The sequence below is a fragment of the Mycobacterium neglectum genome (assembly GCF_002591975.1).
Taxonomy (GTDB): domain Bacteria; phylum Actinomycetota; class Actinomycetes; order Mycobacteriales; family Mycobacteriaceae; genus Mycobacterium; species Mycobacterium neglectum.
Map to the genome: position 1 here is coordinate 1 of NZ_NVQE01000046.1, position 12,436 is coordinate 12,436.

Sequence of the window (12,436 nt, forward strand, 5' to 3'; positions counted from 1 at the left end):
TTCAGCGGCAACCGACTCGTCCGCGCATTCACCGCCGACCCCACCCGATACCACCAACGCGCCGAGACAAACACCCGTACCTACCGCACCCGCGAACCCAAACCGGCACCATGAGTGTCAGCGATGTCCCGAGACATAAGTGTCAGCGATGTCCCGAGACACCACAGTACCGCGACGGTCGGTTTGCGCGCCCGATTCGCCCGTTCGCGAGCACGGCCGCGACGACGCCGATCACCAACCACATCAGGGCCTGGTTCACCAACGTATAGACCCGGAAGTCGGCCAACACCTCAGCGGGGAAGCCGCCGAGCAGCAGCCCTTCAGGCCCCACGATCGGCCCGGGGACTTCGTCGAAGCTGGGCAACACCATCGCCACGCCAAGCATCACCGAGACATAGCCGACGACCGCCAACGCAGTCGACCGCCACGGTCCCCATTGACGCGCGCACGCCAGCGCGACGGCCACCGCCATGCAGGCTGCCACGACGGACAGTGCCGTCATCGTCAGGAACGCCGAGCTGCGCGCCGCCGTCGTCTCGTCCAGTCCGACGGAGGGCGGGTTCGCCGGATACTTCAGGCTCGGCACGAAGGCGATCGCGGCGAACATGCCCGCCGACAACAGCAACGCCAGACTGGTCGCGTCCGGCGCAAAACCCCGGTGCTCCAACGCCGTTCGAATCACGGTGTGAGCGACCGCGAACAGCACACCCATCACGATGCCGAACACGACGATGCCGACCGCAGCGCCGATGTTCTCCTGCACCGCGCGCGTGAACAGCTCATGACCGTGGGCGTGACCCTCACCGCCCAGTGTCGACTCGACGTGTTCGCGCTCGCCCCCGTAGTCCACGGCGGCGCCGATCAACGGCTCGATCATCACCCGGCTGAACGCGAACGCCGCCAGGCCGGCGACGGCACCGGGCACGAGATACCTTACCGCTGCAGGCATTTCGCTCAGTGGCATGGGAACCCCAGCAGGTGGCGGGCGTCGTGCAGAAACTCGTGGACGTGGGTGTCGCTACCGAACACCGACACGGCGCCCTGGTCGTAGCCGACGAAGTAGTAGGCGATCAGCGCGAGCATCGTGATCGCGGTCAGCCGCGCCGCGATCGCGAGTGATGGCGCGGCGGCCCGGACGTTGATGCGGGGGACGGCGGCTTCGGCGTTGCTCATCGGGAGTCCTCAGTGGTCGTGGTCGTGTGCGGCGGGCAGGGCGTGGTCGCCGGCGTCGGTCAGCACCGGCGCGGTCAGCAGCTCGTGGCGGTCGACGAGCTTCTCCAGCGTGGCGACCCAGTGGTCGTAGTACTCCCACTGTCCGCGTTCGGATTCGGGCGTGTGCTCCCACTCGCCGATCGTCTCGATCAGGGTCTGCTGGAACTCGCTCCACTGGTAGTGGCGGAACTCCGACAGCGCGAGCGCCAGCCCGAAGGCCCGGCGCTGCCATTCGTGGTCGAACTGCGGCGCCGCCTGGTCGGTGGTGCAGGTCTCGTGCAGCTTCATGACGCCTGCCCGGCCAACGCCACGCCGATCATCGACTCGGTGGTCACCAGGTCCATCAGCATCTCGTCGGAGAAATCCTCTGTCCCTGACGGCCTTTCGGGGATGACGAACCACCGCGAGTGGCCGCTGGAGTCCCACACCTTGATCTCGGTGTCGGCGGCCAGATCCAGCCCGACTTCCGCCAGCACCTTGCGCGGTTCGCGGGCCGCGCGGGAGCGGAACGTCGGATCCTTGTACCAGTACGGCGGCAGGCCCAGCACGGGCCACGGGAAGCAGGAGCACAGCGTGCAGATCACCAGATTGTGCACACCCGGCGTATTGGCGACGGCCTGCAGGTGTTCGCCTTCGGCGCCGGCCATTCCCTCGGGAAAGTCGAGTTCGGCAACGGCGGAGGGTGTGTCGACGACGATCTTCTCCGCGAATTCCGGGTCGGTCCACGCCTTTACGACGATCTTCTTCCCGTTGAGCGGGGTCATCTCGGTTTCGAAGTAGCTGAGCACCTTGTCCACCGTCTGCGGGGTGATGACACCTTTCTCGATCAGCAGCGACTCCAGCGCGGCGGCCTTCTTGGCGCTGGCTTCCTCACGGTCGGGCGGGTACGCGAACTGTTCGGTCATCACATCTCCTCGATGGGTTCCAGGTAGGCCTCGAAAAGCTCGGCGTACAGGTTCAGCGGGCCGTCTTCCGCGCGCGGGCCCCAGATCTCGGCCGGTGCGAACTCGACGATGTAGATCGGCATCGGGTCGCCGATGCCGTCGCCGGTGTGGCAGAAGTAGGCGTAGTCGCCCTCGAAGACGCGTTCCACGGTGCCGGTGCGGCCGCGCAGGTAGCCGGGCAGGCGGCTGTGCGCGTCGGCCGGGACGTTGGTGATGCGGACCGTGGAGCCGACGGCGAACTTCGGGTGGGCGACGTCGCGGCGGGGACTGTCCCCAAGCCGCAGATAGGAGATCACCTGATCGTCGACCGCTGCTTCGGCGGAAACCTCTGGCGCCGAGGGAAGTTCGGCCATGCGCTCGGCGAGTTCCTCGTCGGTGACATAGCCCTTGTCGATGAAGAACTGGGTGATGCCGCCCAGCCACTTCTCGTAGTAGCGGAACTTGAAGTAGTCGAAGGGGTTCATCGCCTCGGCGCCGGTGCGCAGGTCGGCCCACGTCCACTCGTCCTTGAAGGCGGTCGGCACCTCGTCGATGGGGTAGGCAGGCAGCGCCGAGCCGAGGTGGTTCGACAATCCCATCATCGCGACGTGGATGCCGAAGATGCGTTTCTCCCATTCCTCGACGAAGACGCGCTTCTCCAGGGTCAGCGGTTCCGGTAGACCTTCCAGGCCGCCGAGATAGTGCTGCAGTTTCATCAGGCCGGGCTTCCTTCGGTCGTCGTTGCGGGTTCTGATTTCTTCGTCATCGCGGTGGCGGCGTACTCCGAGACCAGCCCGAAGGACGCACCGAGGACACACGCGACCGCGGCGACCAGGCCCGGGTGCGAGACGGTCGTGACGGTGATGGTGTTGCCGGTGCCCGCGACCGTCGACACGGTGGAGGCGAAGCCGACGACAACGGCCGGGGTGGTGGCCAGCAGCGGCACCCAGGACGCCTGCACCATCACGGCGCTGCCGACCCCGACGGCGATGGCGGTGACCAGCAGGCTGCCGCCCATCAGGTGTGCGGCGTACAGGCTGGCCGACGCGATCACGACGCCGACGAGGTTCGATGACACCGATCGCACCCATCCGGTGACGCCGCCGCCGACGAAGAAGAACGACGCCCACGCCAGGAACACCACCCAGATGGGTACCGTGATGACTTCGGCGGTCAGCGCGACCGCCAGCCCGCCGAGGACGCCTATACTGAGCGTCAAAGCTGTTCGCGAATCCATGAAATGAGTGTCAGAGCAGCAGGTTTCGGCCGCATTACGGTCAAATTTCTCTGGACGTCAGTACCGGACACGAATCGTGCAAATCCGGACCTTGGCTCCCCCGCAACGTGGATGTAACAGGCCTCGGCTAACTTGACGTCACTCAGGCGGGGCCACGAAAGGACAGCAGCTGATGTCCGACGGGACCAGACCGCAGCGGCAACGCAGGACCATCGTGTTCGCGCTCTACGACAAGGTCACGTTGCAGGACGTCGCCGCGCCGCTGGAGATCTTCGCCCGCGCCAACGACTTCGGCGCGCGGTACGACGTGATACTGGCTTCGGTCGATGGAAAGCCGGTCAACACAACGTCGTTCGTCGTCCTCAATGTCGACACGTCGCTCGACGAGGTGCCCGACCGGATCGACACGCTGGTCGTGCCAGGCGGTGTGCCCGCCGACTTCACCTTCACACCCGGTGAGCACGACATCCCCGAGGAGCAGACGCCGGACGTCGTCGCGTCGGCGTTGGAGATGGTGCGCACCCTGGCGCCGCGGGCGCGCAGGGTGGCGTCGGTGTGCACGGGCGCGTTCGTGCTCGCCAAGCTCGGGCTGCTCGACGGGCGCCGGGCGACCACGCACTGGGCGCACTGCCAGGAGTTGGCGCGGGCCTACCCCGAGATCTCGGTGGACCCGGACTCGTTGTTCGTCCAGGACGGCCCGTTCATCACCGGCGCGGGGATCAGTGCCGGGATCGACCTGGGCCTCGCGCTGGTGGAGAGCGACTACGGCCCGGACGTGGCGCGGCGGGTGGCGCGGTGGATGGTGGTATTCCTGCAGCGGCCGGGCGGTCAGGCGCAGTTCAGTGTGTGGACGGAGGTGGCGGCGCCGGTGTCGACGGGTCTGCGCGAGATCCTGGACGCGGTGGTGGCCGATCCCGGTGCTGACCATTCGATCGCGGCGATGGCGGATCGCGCGGCGGTGAGCGAGCGGCATCTGGTGCGCATGTTCCGCGCGCAGGTGGGGATGACGCCGGCACGTTACGTCGAGCGTGCGCGGGTGGAGGCGGCCAAGGTGCTGCTCGCGGCGAGCGATCACAGTCAGGAAGCGGTGGCGCGACGGGCCGGGTTCGGATCGGCGGCCACGATGCGGCGCACGTTCCGGCGGGCGCTCGGCGTCTCCCCCAGCTCGTATCGCAGGAGATTCCGGACGACGGGCGTGGTGGCTGCGAACTCGGCGCCGTTGGCTGCGAAACTGGCGCGCTGACGTACCGCGGCGGTCGGTTTGCGCGCCCGATTCGCCCGTCGGGTGGTCTCCTTAAGGCATGACGCGAACCAACCTCTCGATGTCGATCTCCGCGGACGGCTACGTCGCCGGCCCCGACCAGAGCGAGGAGAATCCCCTCGGCGTGGGCGGGATCGCGGTTCACCAGTGGCATATCGGGCCGGCCAGCGATCACCCGGTCAACCGGCAGGTGATGTCGGAGATGCTCGACGGCATGGGCGCAACGATCATGGGCCGCAACATGTTCGGGCCCGTCCGCGGCGACTGGGCCGATTCGGACTGGAAGGGCTGGTGGGGCGACACCCCGCCGTATCACTGCCCGGTCTTCGTCCTCACCCATCACGAACACCATCCGATCGAAATGAAGGGTGGGACGACCTTCCATTTCGTGACGGACGGAATCGAAGCGGCCTACGCGCAAGCCAAGGCGGCGGCCGGCGACCGCGACATCTCCATCGCAGGCGGCGCGTCCTGCGCACGGCAGGCGATCACGGCCGGCCTCGTCGACGAGATCGACCTACAGGTGTCGCCGGCGATCCTCGGCTCCGGCGAGCGCCTGTTCGACGGATTCGAGGCCGGCGTCCCCGCGCTGGAACTCGTTCGCGTGCTGCACGCCCCCGGCGTGGCGCACCTCCGCTACGCGATCACCCGGTGACGTCCGCGCCGAGCTCGGCGTAGACCGCGGCCTCGAAGTTGAGGATCGTCTCGAACATCTTGTTGTCGAAGAACGGCAGCAGTTGCGTCGCGATCACGGCGCCAATGCCCGCCGTTCGGTCGATCCAGTAGAAGGAGTTGAACAGGCCCGACCAGTCGCCCGAGCCGGCGCTGCGCATGCCTGGCAGATCGATCAGGTACAGGTGGAAACCGAGGCCCCACCCCTGTGGCACGTCGAGCAGCTCGACCGGGTTGGTCAGCTCGGGGACCGTCGGGTCCATCCTCTTCGGCAGCGGCACGCCGTCGAGGTGGTCGCGCAACGCGAGCTCCACCGTCTCCTCGTTGAGGATCCGCCTGCCGTCGAGCTCGCCGCCGTTGACCCACGCGCGCACAAACCGCCCGTAGTCGTGAATCGTCCCGTACGAGCCGTGGCCGCCTGAATCCCACTCCGGGTCGGCGGGCAGGTCGAGGTCGGTCGGCACCAGGCTGCCGTCCGTCGCTCGGGACAGGACCGGCAACAAGCGCTCACGCTGCTCGTCGCTCGGGTCGAACGTCGAGTCCGTCATGCCAAGCGGGCCGTAGACATTCTCGGCGAGGTAGTCACCCAACGTCTGGCCGCTGACGGCCTCGACGACCTGGCCGACCCAGTCGGTGCTGACGCCGTACTCCCATACCGTGCCGGGATCGTGGACCAGCGGCGCACTGATGCTCTGCTTGATCCCTGAAAGCACGTCCGGGAAGCCGTAATCGGTGCAGTACGTGAAGATCTTCTCGTTGAGGAAGTGATAGCCGCAGCCAGACGTGTGGTTCATCAGCTGGCGGACGTTCGCCTGCGTCTTGGGCGCGCGCAGGACCGGCTGACCATCCTCGAACCCGTCGAGGACCTGGAGTTCGCCGAACTCGGGCACGACCGAGGCCACCGTCGCGTCGAGGTCGAGGCGCCCCTCCTCGACGAGCTGCAGCGCGGCGGTGGTCGCGACGGCCTTCGTCATCGACGCGTTGCGGAACATGGTGTTGGGTCCGGCGTCGCCGGCCGCGCCCTCGTAGAGAACGCCGTCGCGGCCGACGACCGTGGCAGCGATGCCATGCAGGGACCCGTCGGCCGTCACGGCGTTGAGTAGGTCGTCGATTCGCTCAAAGCCCATGTCACACTCCTCTGCCTTCGGGGATCATCGCACGTGCGGTAAATGCGACGGCCAAAATGCTCACGGTTGCTTCACCGCCCGCGGCCGGACCCGGCAATCGCCTCGATCTCACATCTGACTCCGAGCGCACGTGCAAGTCGGGCGTCGGCGGTAACCAGGACGGTGTCGAGCGCTTCAGCGAGGGCGATATAGGCGGCGTCATATGGCGTCACGCCATGACGCAGCTCCCAGATGCGGCCCAGCAGCGGCCGATGCGGCGATCGCTGCAGCGGCAAAATCTCAAGATCCGAAATAGCCAAGGCAGCGCGACGCACTGTCATCTGTTTCGCCGCGACGTGACGGCGCCATACCGAAACCGCCTCCAGATCTACGAGTTCCGGCGCGGCCAAAGCCTCGTTACTCAAGCGGAGTCGGGCGCGCTCCCCCTCGGCGCCGTCGTCGCCGAGCGCCACGGCCAGCACGCTCGCATCAACGACTATCACGCTCTGCCCGGAGATGACTCACAGCGTTCGTGAACAACACCTTCCCACCACGTCGCGTCGCGACACGGTCGAAGACCTCCTCCAAGGTCGGCTGATTCGCATCGGCGATCAGCCGGCTTCGAAGGTATTCCTGCAGAGACTGATGTGCGCGCGCAGCACGCTCCCTCAACACACGATGGGTGTCGTCTGGAACGTCCTTGATCTGCACGCTGGGCATGGCGCCATTTTGGCGCCATTGGCGCCACAGTGCAAGTGACATGGACTGCCGCCCCTTCGCAAATTCCCCCTTGGTCTCACTCGATTGTCGCCCGCGTATGGGATCGATGACGACACCAATTCGTCAGGCGCCTGCATTGCTGCGGGTGGACAAAAGCGTCGATCAGGCTACTTGCAGGCGGCATAGCCTTCGGAAGCTCCTCCGCCTACAGAACCTTCGACAAAAATTCCTGCAGCCGTGGATGTTTGGGGTTGTCGAAGAGTTCAGCGGGCGGCGCGTCCTCGACGATCAGGCCGCCGTCCATGAACAGCACCCGTGAGGAGACTTCCCGTGCGAAGCCCATCTCGTGGGTGACGACGACCATGGTCATGCCGCCCGCGGCGAGATCGCGCAGCACCTCGAGCACGTCTCCGACCATTTCGGGGTCCAGTGCACTGGTTGCCTCGTCGAACAACATGATCGACGGGTTCATCGCCAACGCTCTGGCGATCGCGACGCGCTGCTTCTGACCGCCCGACAACGTCGACGGCTTTACCTGAGCCTTCTCCCTGAGCCCCACCTGATCGAGAAGTTCGAGCGCCTTCTTCTCCGCGGCGGCCTTGTCCATCTTCTTGGTCAGCAGCGGTGCCATGGTCACATTGTCGATGACCGTCATGTGCGGGAAGAGGTTGAAGTGCTGAAACACCATGCCGATGCGCTGCCGGACCTTGTCGAGGTCGATCTTCTTGTCGGTCAGGTCGTACTCGTCGACGACAACCTTGCCGTCGGTGATGTCCTCCAGCTTGTTCAGACAGCGCAAGAACGTCGACTTACCTGATCCGGACGGGCCGATGACGCAGACCACCTCACCTTGACTGACCGTGGTGTCGATGCCCTTGAGGACATCGAGCTCGCCGAAGGACTTCTTGAGTCCCTCGATGCGGATCTTCACGGTGCCTTCGGGTTCGGCGGCCGCGGCCTCCGGGACGAGTTGGCTCATTTGTTGATCCTTTTCTCGAGGCGATCCGAGAGTTTGGTCAGCGCCATGATGACGATGAAGTAGATGATGCCGATGATCAGCCACATCTGGAACGACTGGAAGTTGCGCGCGATGATGATCCGGCCCGTCTGGGTCAGCTCGGCGATGCCGATGACCGACAGGATCGAGGTGTCCTTCAAGGTGATGACGAACTGGTTGATGTAGGACGGGATCATCGTTCGGATTGCCTGCGGCAGAATCACTTTGCGCATCGTCGGCAGATATCCGACACCCAGGCTGCGGGATGCCTCCATCTGACCCTTGTCGACAGACAGGATGCCACCGCGCACGATCTCGGTCATATAGGCGCCCGCGTTCAGCGAGAGGGTGATGATGCCCGCGGTGAACGCCGACATCTCGAAGCCCAACGCGGCGGGGATGCCGAAGTAGATGAAGAAAGCCTGCACGAGAAGCGGTGTGCCGCGGAAGATGTCGACGAAGGTGGTGCCGATTGCGCGCAGCCAAATCGAGCGCGATACCCGCATCAGGCCGAAGATCACGCCAAGCACCAACGCGCACGCGATGGAGATGATCGTCAGGATGACGGTCATCTTCAGGCCTTCCATCAACAGCGGGAAGGTGCCCTTGAGCAGTCCGAAGAACGAGTTGTCTGCGGCTACAGCCTCTTCGCCGAGGTAGGTGTCGAGCACTTCCTGGTAGCGGCCGGATTCCTTGAGGTTTTTCAGGCCGGCGTTGAACTTGGCCAGGAGCTCGGCATTCTGGCCCTTGTTGACCGCGAACCCGTAGCTGGCCCCCTGCTCCTTCGGCGTCACGGTCTTCAGGCCGTTGCCCTGGGTGATGCCGTAGGCCAGGACCGGGTAGTCGTCGAAGACGGCGACGGAGTTTCCGGTCTTCACTTCGTCGTACATCGACGAGGAGTCGGCGAAGTAGACGGTCTCGAAGCCGTACTCGGCCTTGATGGACTCCGCGAACGTCGCACCTTCGGTGCCGTTCTTCACGGCCACCCGCTGGCCCCTGAGGTCTTCGTAGCCCTTGACGTCGTTGTCGGTCTCCAGCACCGCCATCTGGACGCCGGACTCGAAGTACGGGTCGGAGAAGTCGAACACCTTCTTGCGTTCGTCGGTGATGGACATGCCCGCGATGACGCCGTCGACCTGGTTGGCTTGCACCGCTTGCAGTGCCGCGTCGAAGCCCAACGGTTTGATGTCGACCGCGAAGCCCTGGTCCTTGCCGATGTCGCGAAGGAGATCCATGTCGATGCCGACGAAATTGCCCTGTTCGTCCTGGAATTCGAACGGGGCGAACGTCGTATCGGTGGCGACGACGTAGGTCTCGTCTTGCGCGTGCGCGAACGCCGAGTTCAGCAGCCCGGTGCCGAGGAGGGTTATGAGGATCGCGGCAAACAGGACCGCCAATCGGGCTGGCGCACTCCTGTCTCTGTCACACTCGGCTCGCATCGTCGCCTCCCAGCGTCGGCAGTCACGGAGAATTCACGCTAGTGGTCCTGTGCTGTTGGCGCGGCGGATCAGCGAACCGACCGTGCTGTTGATCTCCTGTGAGGCATGCTCCAGGCATGAAGAAACGGCAGCTCGTGATTGCGGTCGCGGTGATCCTTGCCGCGGCGGCGTGCGACAGCTCCACCGAGCCGGCTCCGGAGGCGACGACAGAGGCCACGACGGCGTCGACGTCAGCGGCGGCCTCCACGTCCGCGGCGCCGACCACGACGGCTTCGTCCTCCGCGTGCACCAGGCTCGAGGGAACGGTTGGCGAGGCGGGCCTCTGCACGGTCCACACCGAGACGCCCAACTACACGATCGATATGAGCTTCCCGGTCGACTACCCCGACCAAGATGCGGTGGGTCAGGTCCTGACCTCACAACGCGACGAGTTCATCGCGCTCGTCGAGGAGCCGCCGGTTCGCGATGTGCCCAAGGCGCTCGACATCAAGTCACAGACATTCCGGTCGGGAACTCCGCCCTCAGGTACCGAAAGCCTGGTCTTCGAGGAGTACGTCAACTTCGGTGGTGCTCATCCGGTGACGAACTACGACGCCCTCAGTTTCGACCTGGGTAAGAAGGCGCCGATCACGTTCGAGACGCTGTTCAAACCGGGGGCCGACGCCGTCGCCGTGCTCGATCCCCTGGTGGCGGCCGACTTGGAGAAGCAGTTTCCGAGCGTGACCGTCGGCGACAACCCCGTGGGCGCGGACATGTACAACAACTTCGCCCTCACCGATGACGCGGTGCTCTTCTTCCTCAGCCAAGGCCAGTGGATCATCTCGGCCGCCGGACCGCAGACGGTCTCGATACCCCGCGCCGAACTGGCATCGATCCTGTCCTGACCAGGCTCGATTACGGGTTTGCACTCCGGAGCCAATACCATCGGTGGAGTTATGACCGACAATGCCCTGGCCGCTGCGCCGACCTCCGACACCTCGCGACCTGGCCGTATCTCCGCTGAGGCGGGCCGTCGGCGAACGTTCGCGGTCATCAGCCATCCCGACGCCGGTAAGTCCACGTTGACCGAGGCGCTGGCGCTGCACGCCCGGGCGATCACCGAAGCCGGTGCGGTGCACGGCAAGGCGGGCCGTCGCGCGACGGTGTCGGACTGGATGGACATGGAGAAGGCCAGGGGCATCTCGATCACCTCGACGGCGTTGCAGTTCCCCTACCGCGAGTGCGTCATCAACCTGCTGGATACCCCGGGCCACGCGGACTTCTCCGAAGACACCTACCGGGTGCTGACGGCCGTGGACTGCGCGGTGATGCTCATCGACGCGGCGAAAGGCCTCGAGCCGCAGACGCTGAAGCTGTTCCAGGTGTGTAAGCACCGGGGGATCCCGATCATCACGGTGATCAACAAGTGGGACCGGCCCGGGCGCCATGCTCTGGAATTGATCGATGAGATTCACTCGCGGATCGGCCTGCGGCCCACTCCCCTGACGTGGCCGGTCGGCATCGCCGGAGACTTCAAGGGGGTGCTGGACCGCCGGTCTGGGGACTTCATCCGGTTCACGCGTACCGCTGGTGGTGCGACCGCGGCTCCCGAGGAGCACATAGAGGCGGCGGACGCTTTCGCTGCGGCGGGCGTCGATTGGGAAACCGCGGTCGAGGAGTCCGAGCTGCTGTCGGCAGACGGCTCCGATTACGACCGTGAGGCGTTTTTGGGCGGGGAGTCGACGCCGACGTTGTTCACCTCGGCGGCGTTGAACTTCGGGGTGAATCAGCTTCTCGATGTGCTCGTCGGTTATGCGCCGGCGCCGAGCGGAGCGGTCGATGTCGACGGAGCCCTGCGCGCGATCGAATCACCGTTCAGCGCATTCGTTTTCAAGGTGCAGGCCGGGATGGACTCCTCGCACCGCGATCGGATCGCGTACGCACGGGTGGTGTCGGGGACGTTCGAGCGCGGGGATGTCCTCACCCATGCCGCGACGGGTAAGCCGTTCGTCACGAAGTACGCGCAGTCGGTGTTCGGGCAGCAGCGCGCGACGCTGGACAGGGCGTGGCCGGGTGATGTGATCGGGCTGGCGAACGCTGCTGCGCTGCGCCCGGGCGACACGTTGTATGTCGATGCGGCCGTGCAGTATCCGCCGATACCGAGCTTCTCGCCGGAGCATTTCGCGGTGGCACGCGGCGCTGATCCGAGTAAGCACAAGCAGTTCCGCCGCGGGATCGAGCAGCTGGAGCAGGAGGGCGTGGTCCAGGTGCTGCGGTCAGACCGTCGCGGCGAGCAGGCGCCGGTGTTGGCGGCGGTGGGCCCGATGCAGTTCGAGGTGGCGACGCACCGGATGGCAACCGAGTACAGCGCACCGATCTCTCTGGAGTCATTGCCGTATCAGGTCGCGCGGGTTGTGGACCCCGCAGACGCGGAGTTCATGAACAAGCAGGTGTCATCGGAAGTCATGACCCGCAGCGACGGAGTCATGCTCGTGCTGTTCTCCACGCCGTGGCGGCTGGAGGGCTTCCAACGGGACAACCCCGACGTGAAGCTGGGCTCGCTGGTCGCGGCGGAGGGATAGTGCGGCAGGTCGCGCGGCTCGGCGGAACCATATGTGGTTGGTGCCAACCTCAGCGCGACATTGTCGCTCAAATGGCAATCGCCAGCTTCGTGGGAGCCGATCGACGTAGCCATGGACTGTCTCCGTGAGCGCTTCGTCGACCATTACGGCGAGCCCGCATCCTGGGACTACTCGATCTGGCTGGGATTGACCGACATGAGCTGGCGTGTCGCGGAGGCACTACGCGTCGGATAAGAGAGTGGCATCGGAGTTGCGGAGGGGTAGACCGGGCATACCCTTCAACTCGGACTAATGTCTCTCCTTAGTCT

Annotated in this window: 16 protein-coding genes; 5 read left to right on the top strand and 11 right to left on the bottom strand. The window is 65.4% G+C overall.

Going from position 1 to position 12,436, the window contains the following annotated elements:
- Window positions 1-142: 142 nt before the first annotated feature.
- Genes CSQ99_RS25570 through CSQ99_RS25595 form a run of 6 tightly spaced genes read right to left on the bottom strand, consistent with a single transcriptional unit; the run spans window position 143 to window position 3,372 of the window.
- Window positions 143-964 carry a CbtA family protein gene (locus CSQ99_RS25570; protein WP_099041810.1) on the bottom strand — a complete coding sequence of 274 codons (822 nt, stop codon included), beginning with the start codon at window positions 962-964 and terminating at the stop codon, window positions 143-145.
- Window positions 955-1,173, bottom strand: a complete 219-nt coding sequence (locus tag CSQ99_RS25575) for a CbtB domain-containing protein (protein ID WP_099041811.1) — start codon at window positions 1,171-1,173, stop codon at window positions 955-957. Before CSQ99_RS25575 ends, CSQ99_RS25570 begins: the two co-directional genes overlap by 10 nt.
- Before the next feature lie 9 nt (window positions 1,174-1,182).
- Entirely contained in the window at window positions 1,183-1,500 is a 318-nt protein-coding gene (locus tag CSQ99_RS25580) for a nitrile hydratase accessory protein (protein WP_099041812.1), read from the bottom strand.
- Window positions 1,497-2,117 carry a nitrile hydratase subunit alpha gene (gene nthA / locus CSQ99_RS25585; protein ID WP_099041813.1) on the bottom strand — a complete coding sequence of 207 codons (621 nt, stop codon included), beginning with the start codon at window positions 2,115-2,117 and terminating at the stop codon, window positions 1,497-1,499. Before nthA ends, CSQ99_RS25580 begins: the two co-directional genes overlap by 4 nt.
- Entirely contained in the window at window positions 2,117-2,851 is a 735-nt protein-coding gene (nthB, locus tag CSQ99_RS25590; protein ID WP_099041814.1) for a nitrile hydratase subunit beta, read from the bottom strand. The genes nthA and nthB overlap by 1 nt, the downstream gene beginning before the upstream one ends.
- A complete protein-coding gene (locus CSQ99_RS25595; RefSeq protein ID WP_099041815.1) occupies window positions 2,851-3,372 on the bottom strand; it encodes a DUF1097 domain-containing protein in 522 nt (173 codons plus the stop codon). Before CSQ99_RS25595 ends, nthB begins: the two co-directional genes overlap by 1 nt.
- Before the next feature lie 172 nt (window positions 3,373-3,544).
- On the opposite strand from CSQ99_RS25595, the gene CSQ99_RS25600 reads away from it, so the two are divergent.
- Both CSQ99_RS25600 and CSQ99_RS25605 read left to right on the top strand, forming a co-directional pair.
- A complete protein-coding gene (locus CSQ99_RS25600; protein ID WP_099041816.1) occupies window positions 3,545-4,615 on the top strand; it encodes a GlxA family transcriptional regulator in 1,071 nt (356 codons plus the stop codon).
- A 58-nt stretch (window positions 4,616-4,673) separates the two neighbouring features.
- A complete protein-coding gene (locus tag CSQ99_RS25605; protein WP_099041817.1) occupies window positions 4,674-5,288 on the top strand; it encodes a dihydrofolate reductase family protein in 615 nt (204 codons plus the stop codon).
- Here the strand turns inward: CSQ99_RS25605 and CSQ99_RS25610 are convergent.
- The 5 genes from CSQ99_RS25610 to CSQ99_RS25630 form a co-directional block, all read right to left on the bottom strand.
- Entirely contained in the window at window positions 5,278-6,432 is a 1,155-nt protein-coding gene (locus CSQ99_RS25610) for a serine hydrolase domain-containing protein (RefSeq protein WP_099041818.1), read from the bottom strand. The genes CSQ99_RS25605 and CSQ99_RS25610 overlap by 11 nt on opposite strands.
- A gap of 71 nt (window positions 6,433-6,503) precedes the next feature.
- The gene (locus tag CSQ99_RS25615) at window positions 6,504-6,884 is read right to left on the bottom strand and encodes a type II toxin-antitoxin system VapC family toxin (protein WP_245909088.1); all 381 of its coding nucleotides are present in this window, start codon (window positions 6,882-6,884) and stop codon (window positions 6,504-6,506) included.
- A gap of 16 nt (window positions 6,885-6,900) precedes the next feature.
- The gene (locus tag CSQ99_RS31935; RefSeq protein WP_425437879.1) at window positions 6,901-7,173 is read right to left on the bottom strand and encodes a FitA-like ribbon-helix-helix domain-containing protein; all 273 of its coding nucleotides are present in this window, start codon (window positions 7,171-7,173) and stop codon (window positions 6,901-6,903) included.
- Window positions 7,174-7,336: 163 nt separating this feature from the next.
- Window positions 7,337-8,110 carry an amino acid ABC transporter ATP-binding protein gene (locus tag CSQ99_RS25625; protein ID WP_099041821.1) on the bottom strand — a complete coding sequence of 258 codons (774 nt, stop codon included), beginning with the start codon at window positions 8,108-8,110 and terminating at the stop codon, window positions 7,337-7,339.
- Window positions 8,107-9,567 (bottom strand): amino acid ABC transporter substrate-binding protein/permease, encoded by a 1,461-nt coding sequence (locus CSQ99_RS25630; protein ID WP_099041822.1) that lies wholly within the window; start codon window positions 9,565-9,567, stop codon window positions 8,107-8,109. The genes CSQ99_RS25625 and CSQ99_RS25630 overlap by 4 nt, the downstream gene beginning before the upstream one ends.
- Before the next feature lie 116 nt (window positions 9,568-9,683).
- Between CSQ99_RS25630 and CSQ99_RS25635 the strand changes: the two genes are divergently transcribed.
- The 3 genes from CSQ99_RS25635 (at window position 9,684) to CSQ99_RS31720 (ending at window position 12,362) form a co-directional block, all read left to right on the top strand.
- Window positions 9,684-10,451: an esterase gene (locus CSQ99_RS25635; RefSeq protein WP_099041823.1), complete on the top strand. Its 768-nt coding sequence runs from the start codon at window positions 9,684-9,686 to the stop codon at window positions 10,449-10,451.
- Between the two features lie 51 nt (window positions 10,452-10,502).
- The gene (locus tag CSQ99_RS25640; protein ID WP_099041824.1) at window positions 10,503-12,128 is read left to right on the top strand and encodes a peptide chain release factor 3; all 1,626 of its coding nucleotides are present in this window, start codon (window positions 10,503-10,505) and stop codon (window positions 12,126-12,128) included.
- A gap of 111 nt (window positions 12,129-12,239) precedes the next feature.
- The gene (locus CSQ99_RS31720) at window positions 12,240-12,362 is read left to right on the top strand and encodes a hypothetical protein (protein WP_281258512.1); all 123 of its coding nucleotides are present in this window, start codon (window positions 12,240-12,242) and stop codon (window positions 12,360-12,362) included.
- Window positions 12,363-12,436 lie beyond the last annotated feature (74 nt).

What these genes read in the sequence shown, in the direction of transcription:
- CSQ99_RS25600 (WP_099041816.1), top strand. Translation starts at nt 3,545, where the DNA reads ATGTCCGACGGGACCAGACCGCAGCGGCAACGCAGGACCATCGTGTTC.
- CSQ99_RS25610 (WP_099041818.1), bottom strand. Translation starts at nt 6,432, where the DNA reads ATGGGCTTTGAGCGAATCGACGACCTACTCAACGCCGTGACGGCCGAC.
- CSQ99_RS25570 (WP_099041810.1), bottom strand. Translation starts at nt 964, where the DNA reads ATGCCACTGAGCGAAATGCCTGCAGCGGTAAGGTATCTCGTGCCCGGT.
- CSQ99_RS25575 (WP_099041811.1), bottom strand. Translation starts at nt 1,173, where the DNA reads ATGAGCAACGCCGAAGCCGCCGTCCCCCGCATCAACGTCCGGGCCGCC.
- CSQ99_RS25605 (WP_099041817.1), top strand. Translation starts at nt 4,674, where the DNA reads ATGACGCGAACCAACCTCTCGATGTCGATCTCCGCGGACGGCTACGTC.
- CSQ99_RS25595 (WP_099041815.1), bottom strand. Translation starts at nt 3,372, where the DNA reads ATGGATTCGCGAACAGCTTTGACGCTCAGTATAGGCGTCCTCGGCGGG.
- CSQ99_RS25630 (WP_099041822.1), bottom strand. Translation starts at nt 9,567, where the DNA reads ATGCGAGCCGAGTGTGACAGAGACAGGAGTGCGCCAGCCCGATTGGCG.
- CSQ99_RS31720 (WP_281258512.1), top strand. Translation starts at nt 12,240, where the DNA reads ATGGACTGTCTCCGTGAGCGCTTCGTCGACCATTACGGCGAGCCCGCA.
- CSQ99_RS25625 (WP_099041821.1), bottom strand. Translation starts at nt 8,110, where the DNA reads ATGAGCCAACTCGTCCCGGAGGCCGCGGCCGCCGAACCCGAAGGCACC.
- nthB (WP_099041814.1), bottom strand. Translation starts at nt 2,851, where the DNA reads ATGAAACTGCAGCACTATCTCGGCGGCCTGGAAGGTCTACCGGAACCG.
- CSQ99_RS25635 (WP_099041823.1), top strand. Translation starts at nt 9,684, where the DNA reads ATGAAGAAACGGCAGCTCGTGATTGCGGTCGCGGTGATCCTTGCCGCG.
- CSQ99_RS31935 (WP_425437879.1), bottom strand. Translation starts at nt 7,173, where the DNA reads ATGTCACTTGCACTGTGGCGCCAATGGCGCCAAAATGGCGCCATGCCC.
- nthA (WP_099041813.1), bottom strand. Translation starts at nt 2,117, where the DNA reads ATGACCGAACAGTTCGCGTACCCGCCCGACCGTGAGGAAGCCAGCGCC.
- CSQ99_RS25580 (WP_099041812.1), bottom strand. Translation starts at nt 1,500, where the DNA reads ATGAAGCTGCACGAGACCTGCACCACCGACCAGGCGGCGCCGCAGTTC.
- CSQ99_RS25640 (WP_099041824.1), top strand. Translation starts at nt 10,503, where the DNA reads ATGACCGACAATGCCCTGGCCGCTGCGCCGACCTCCGACACCTCGCGA.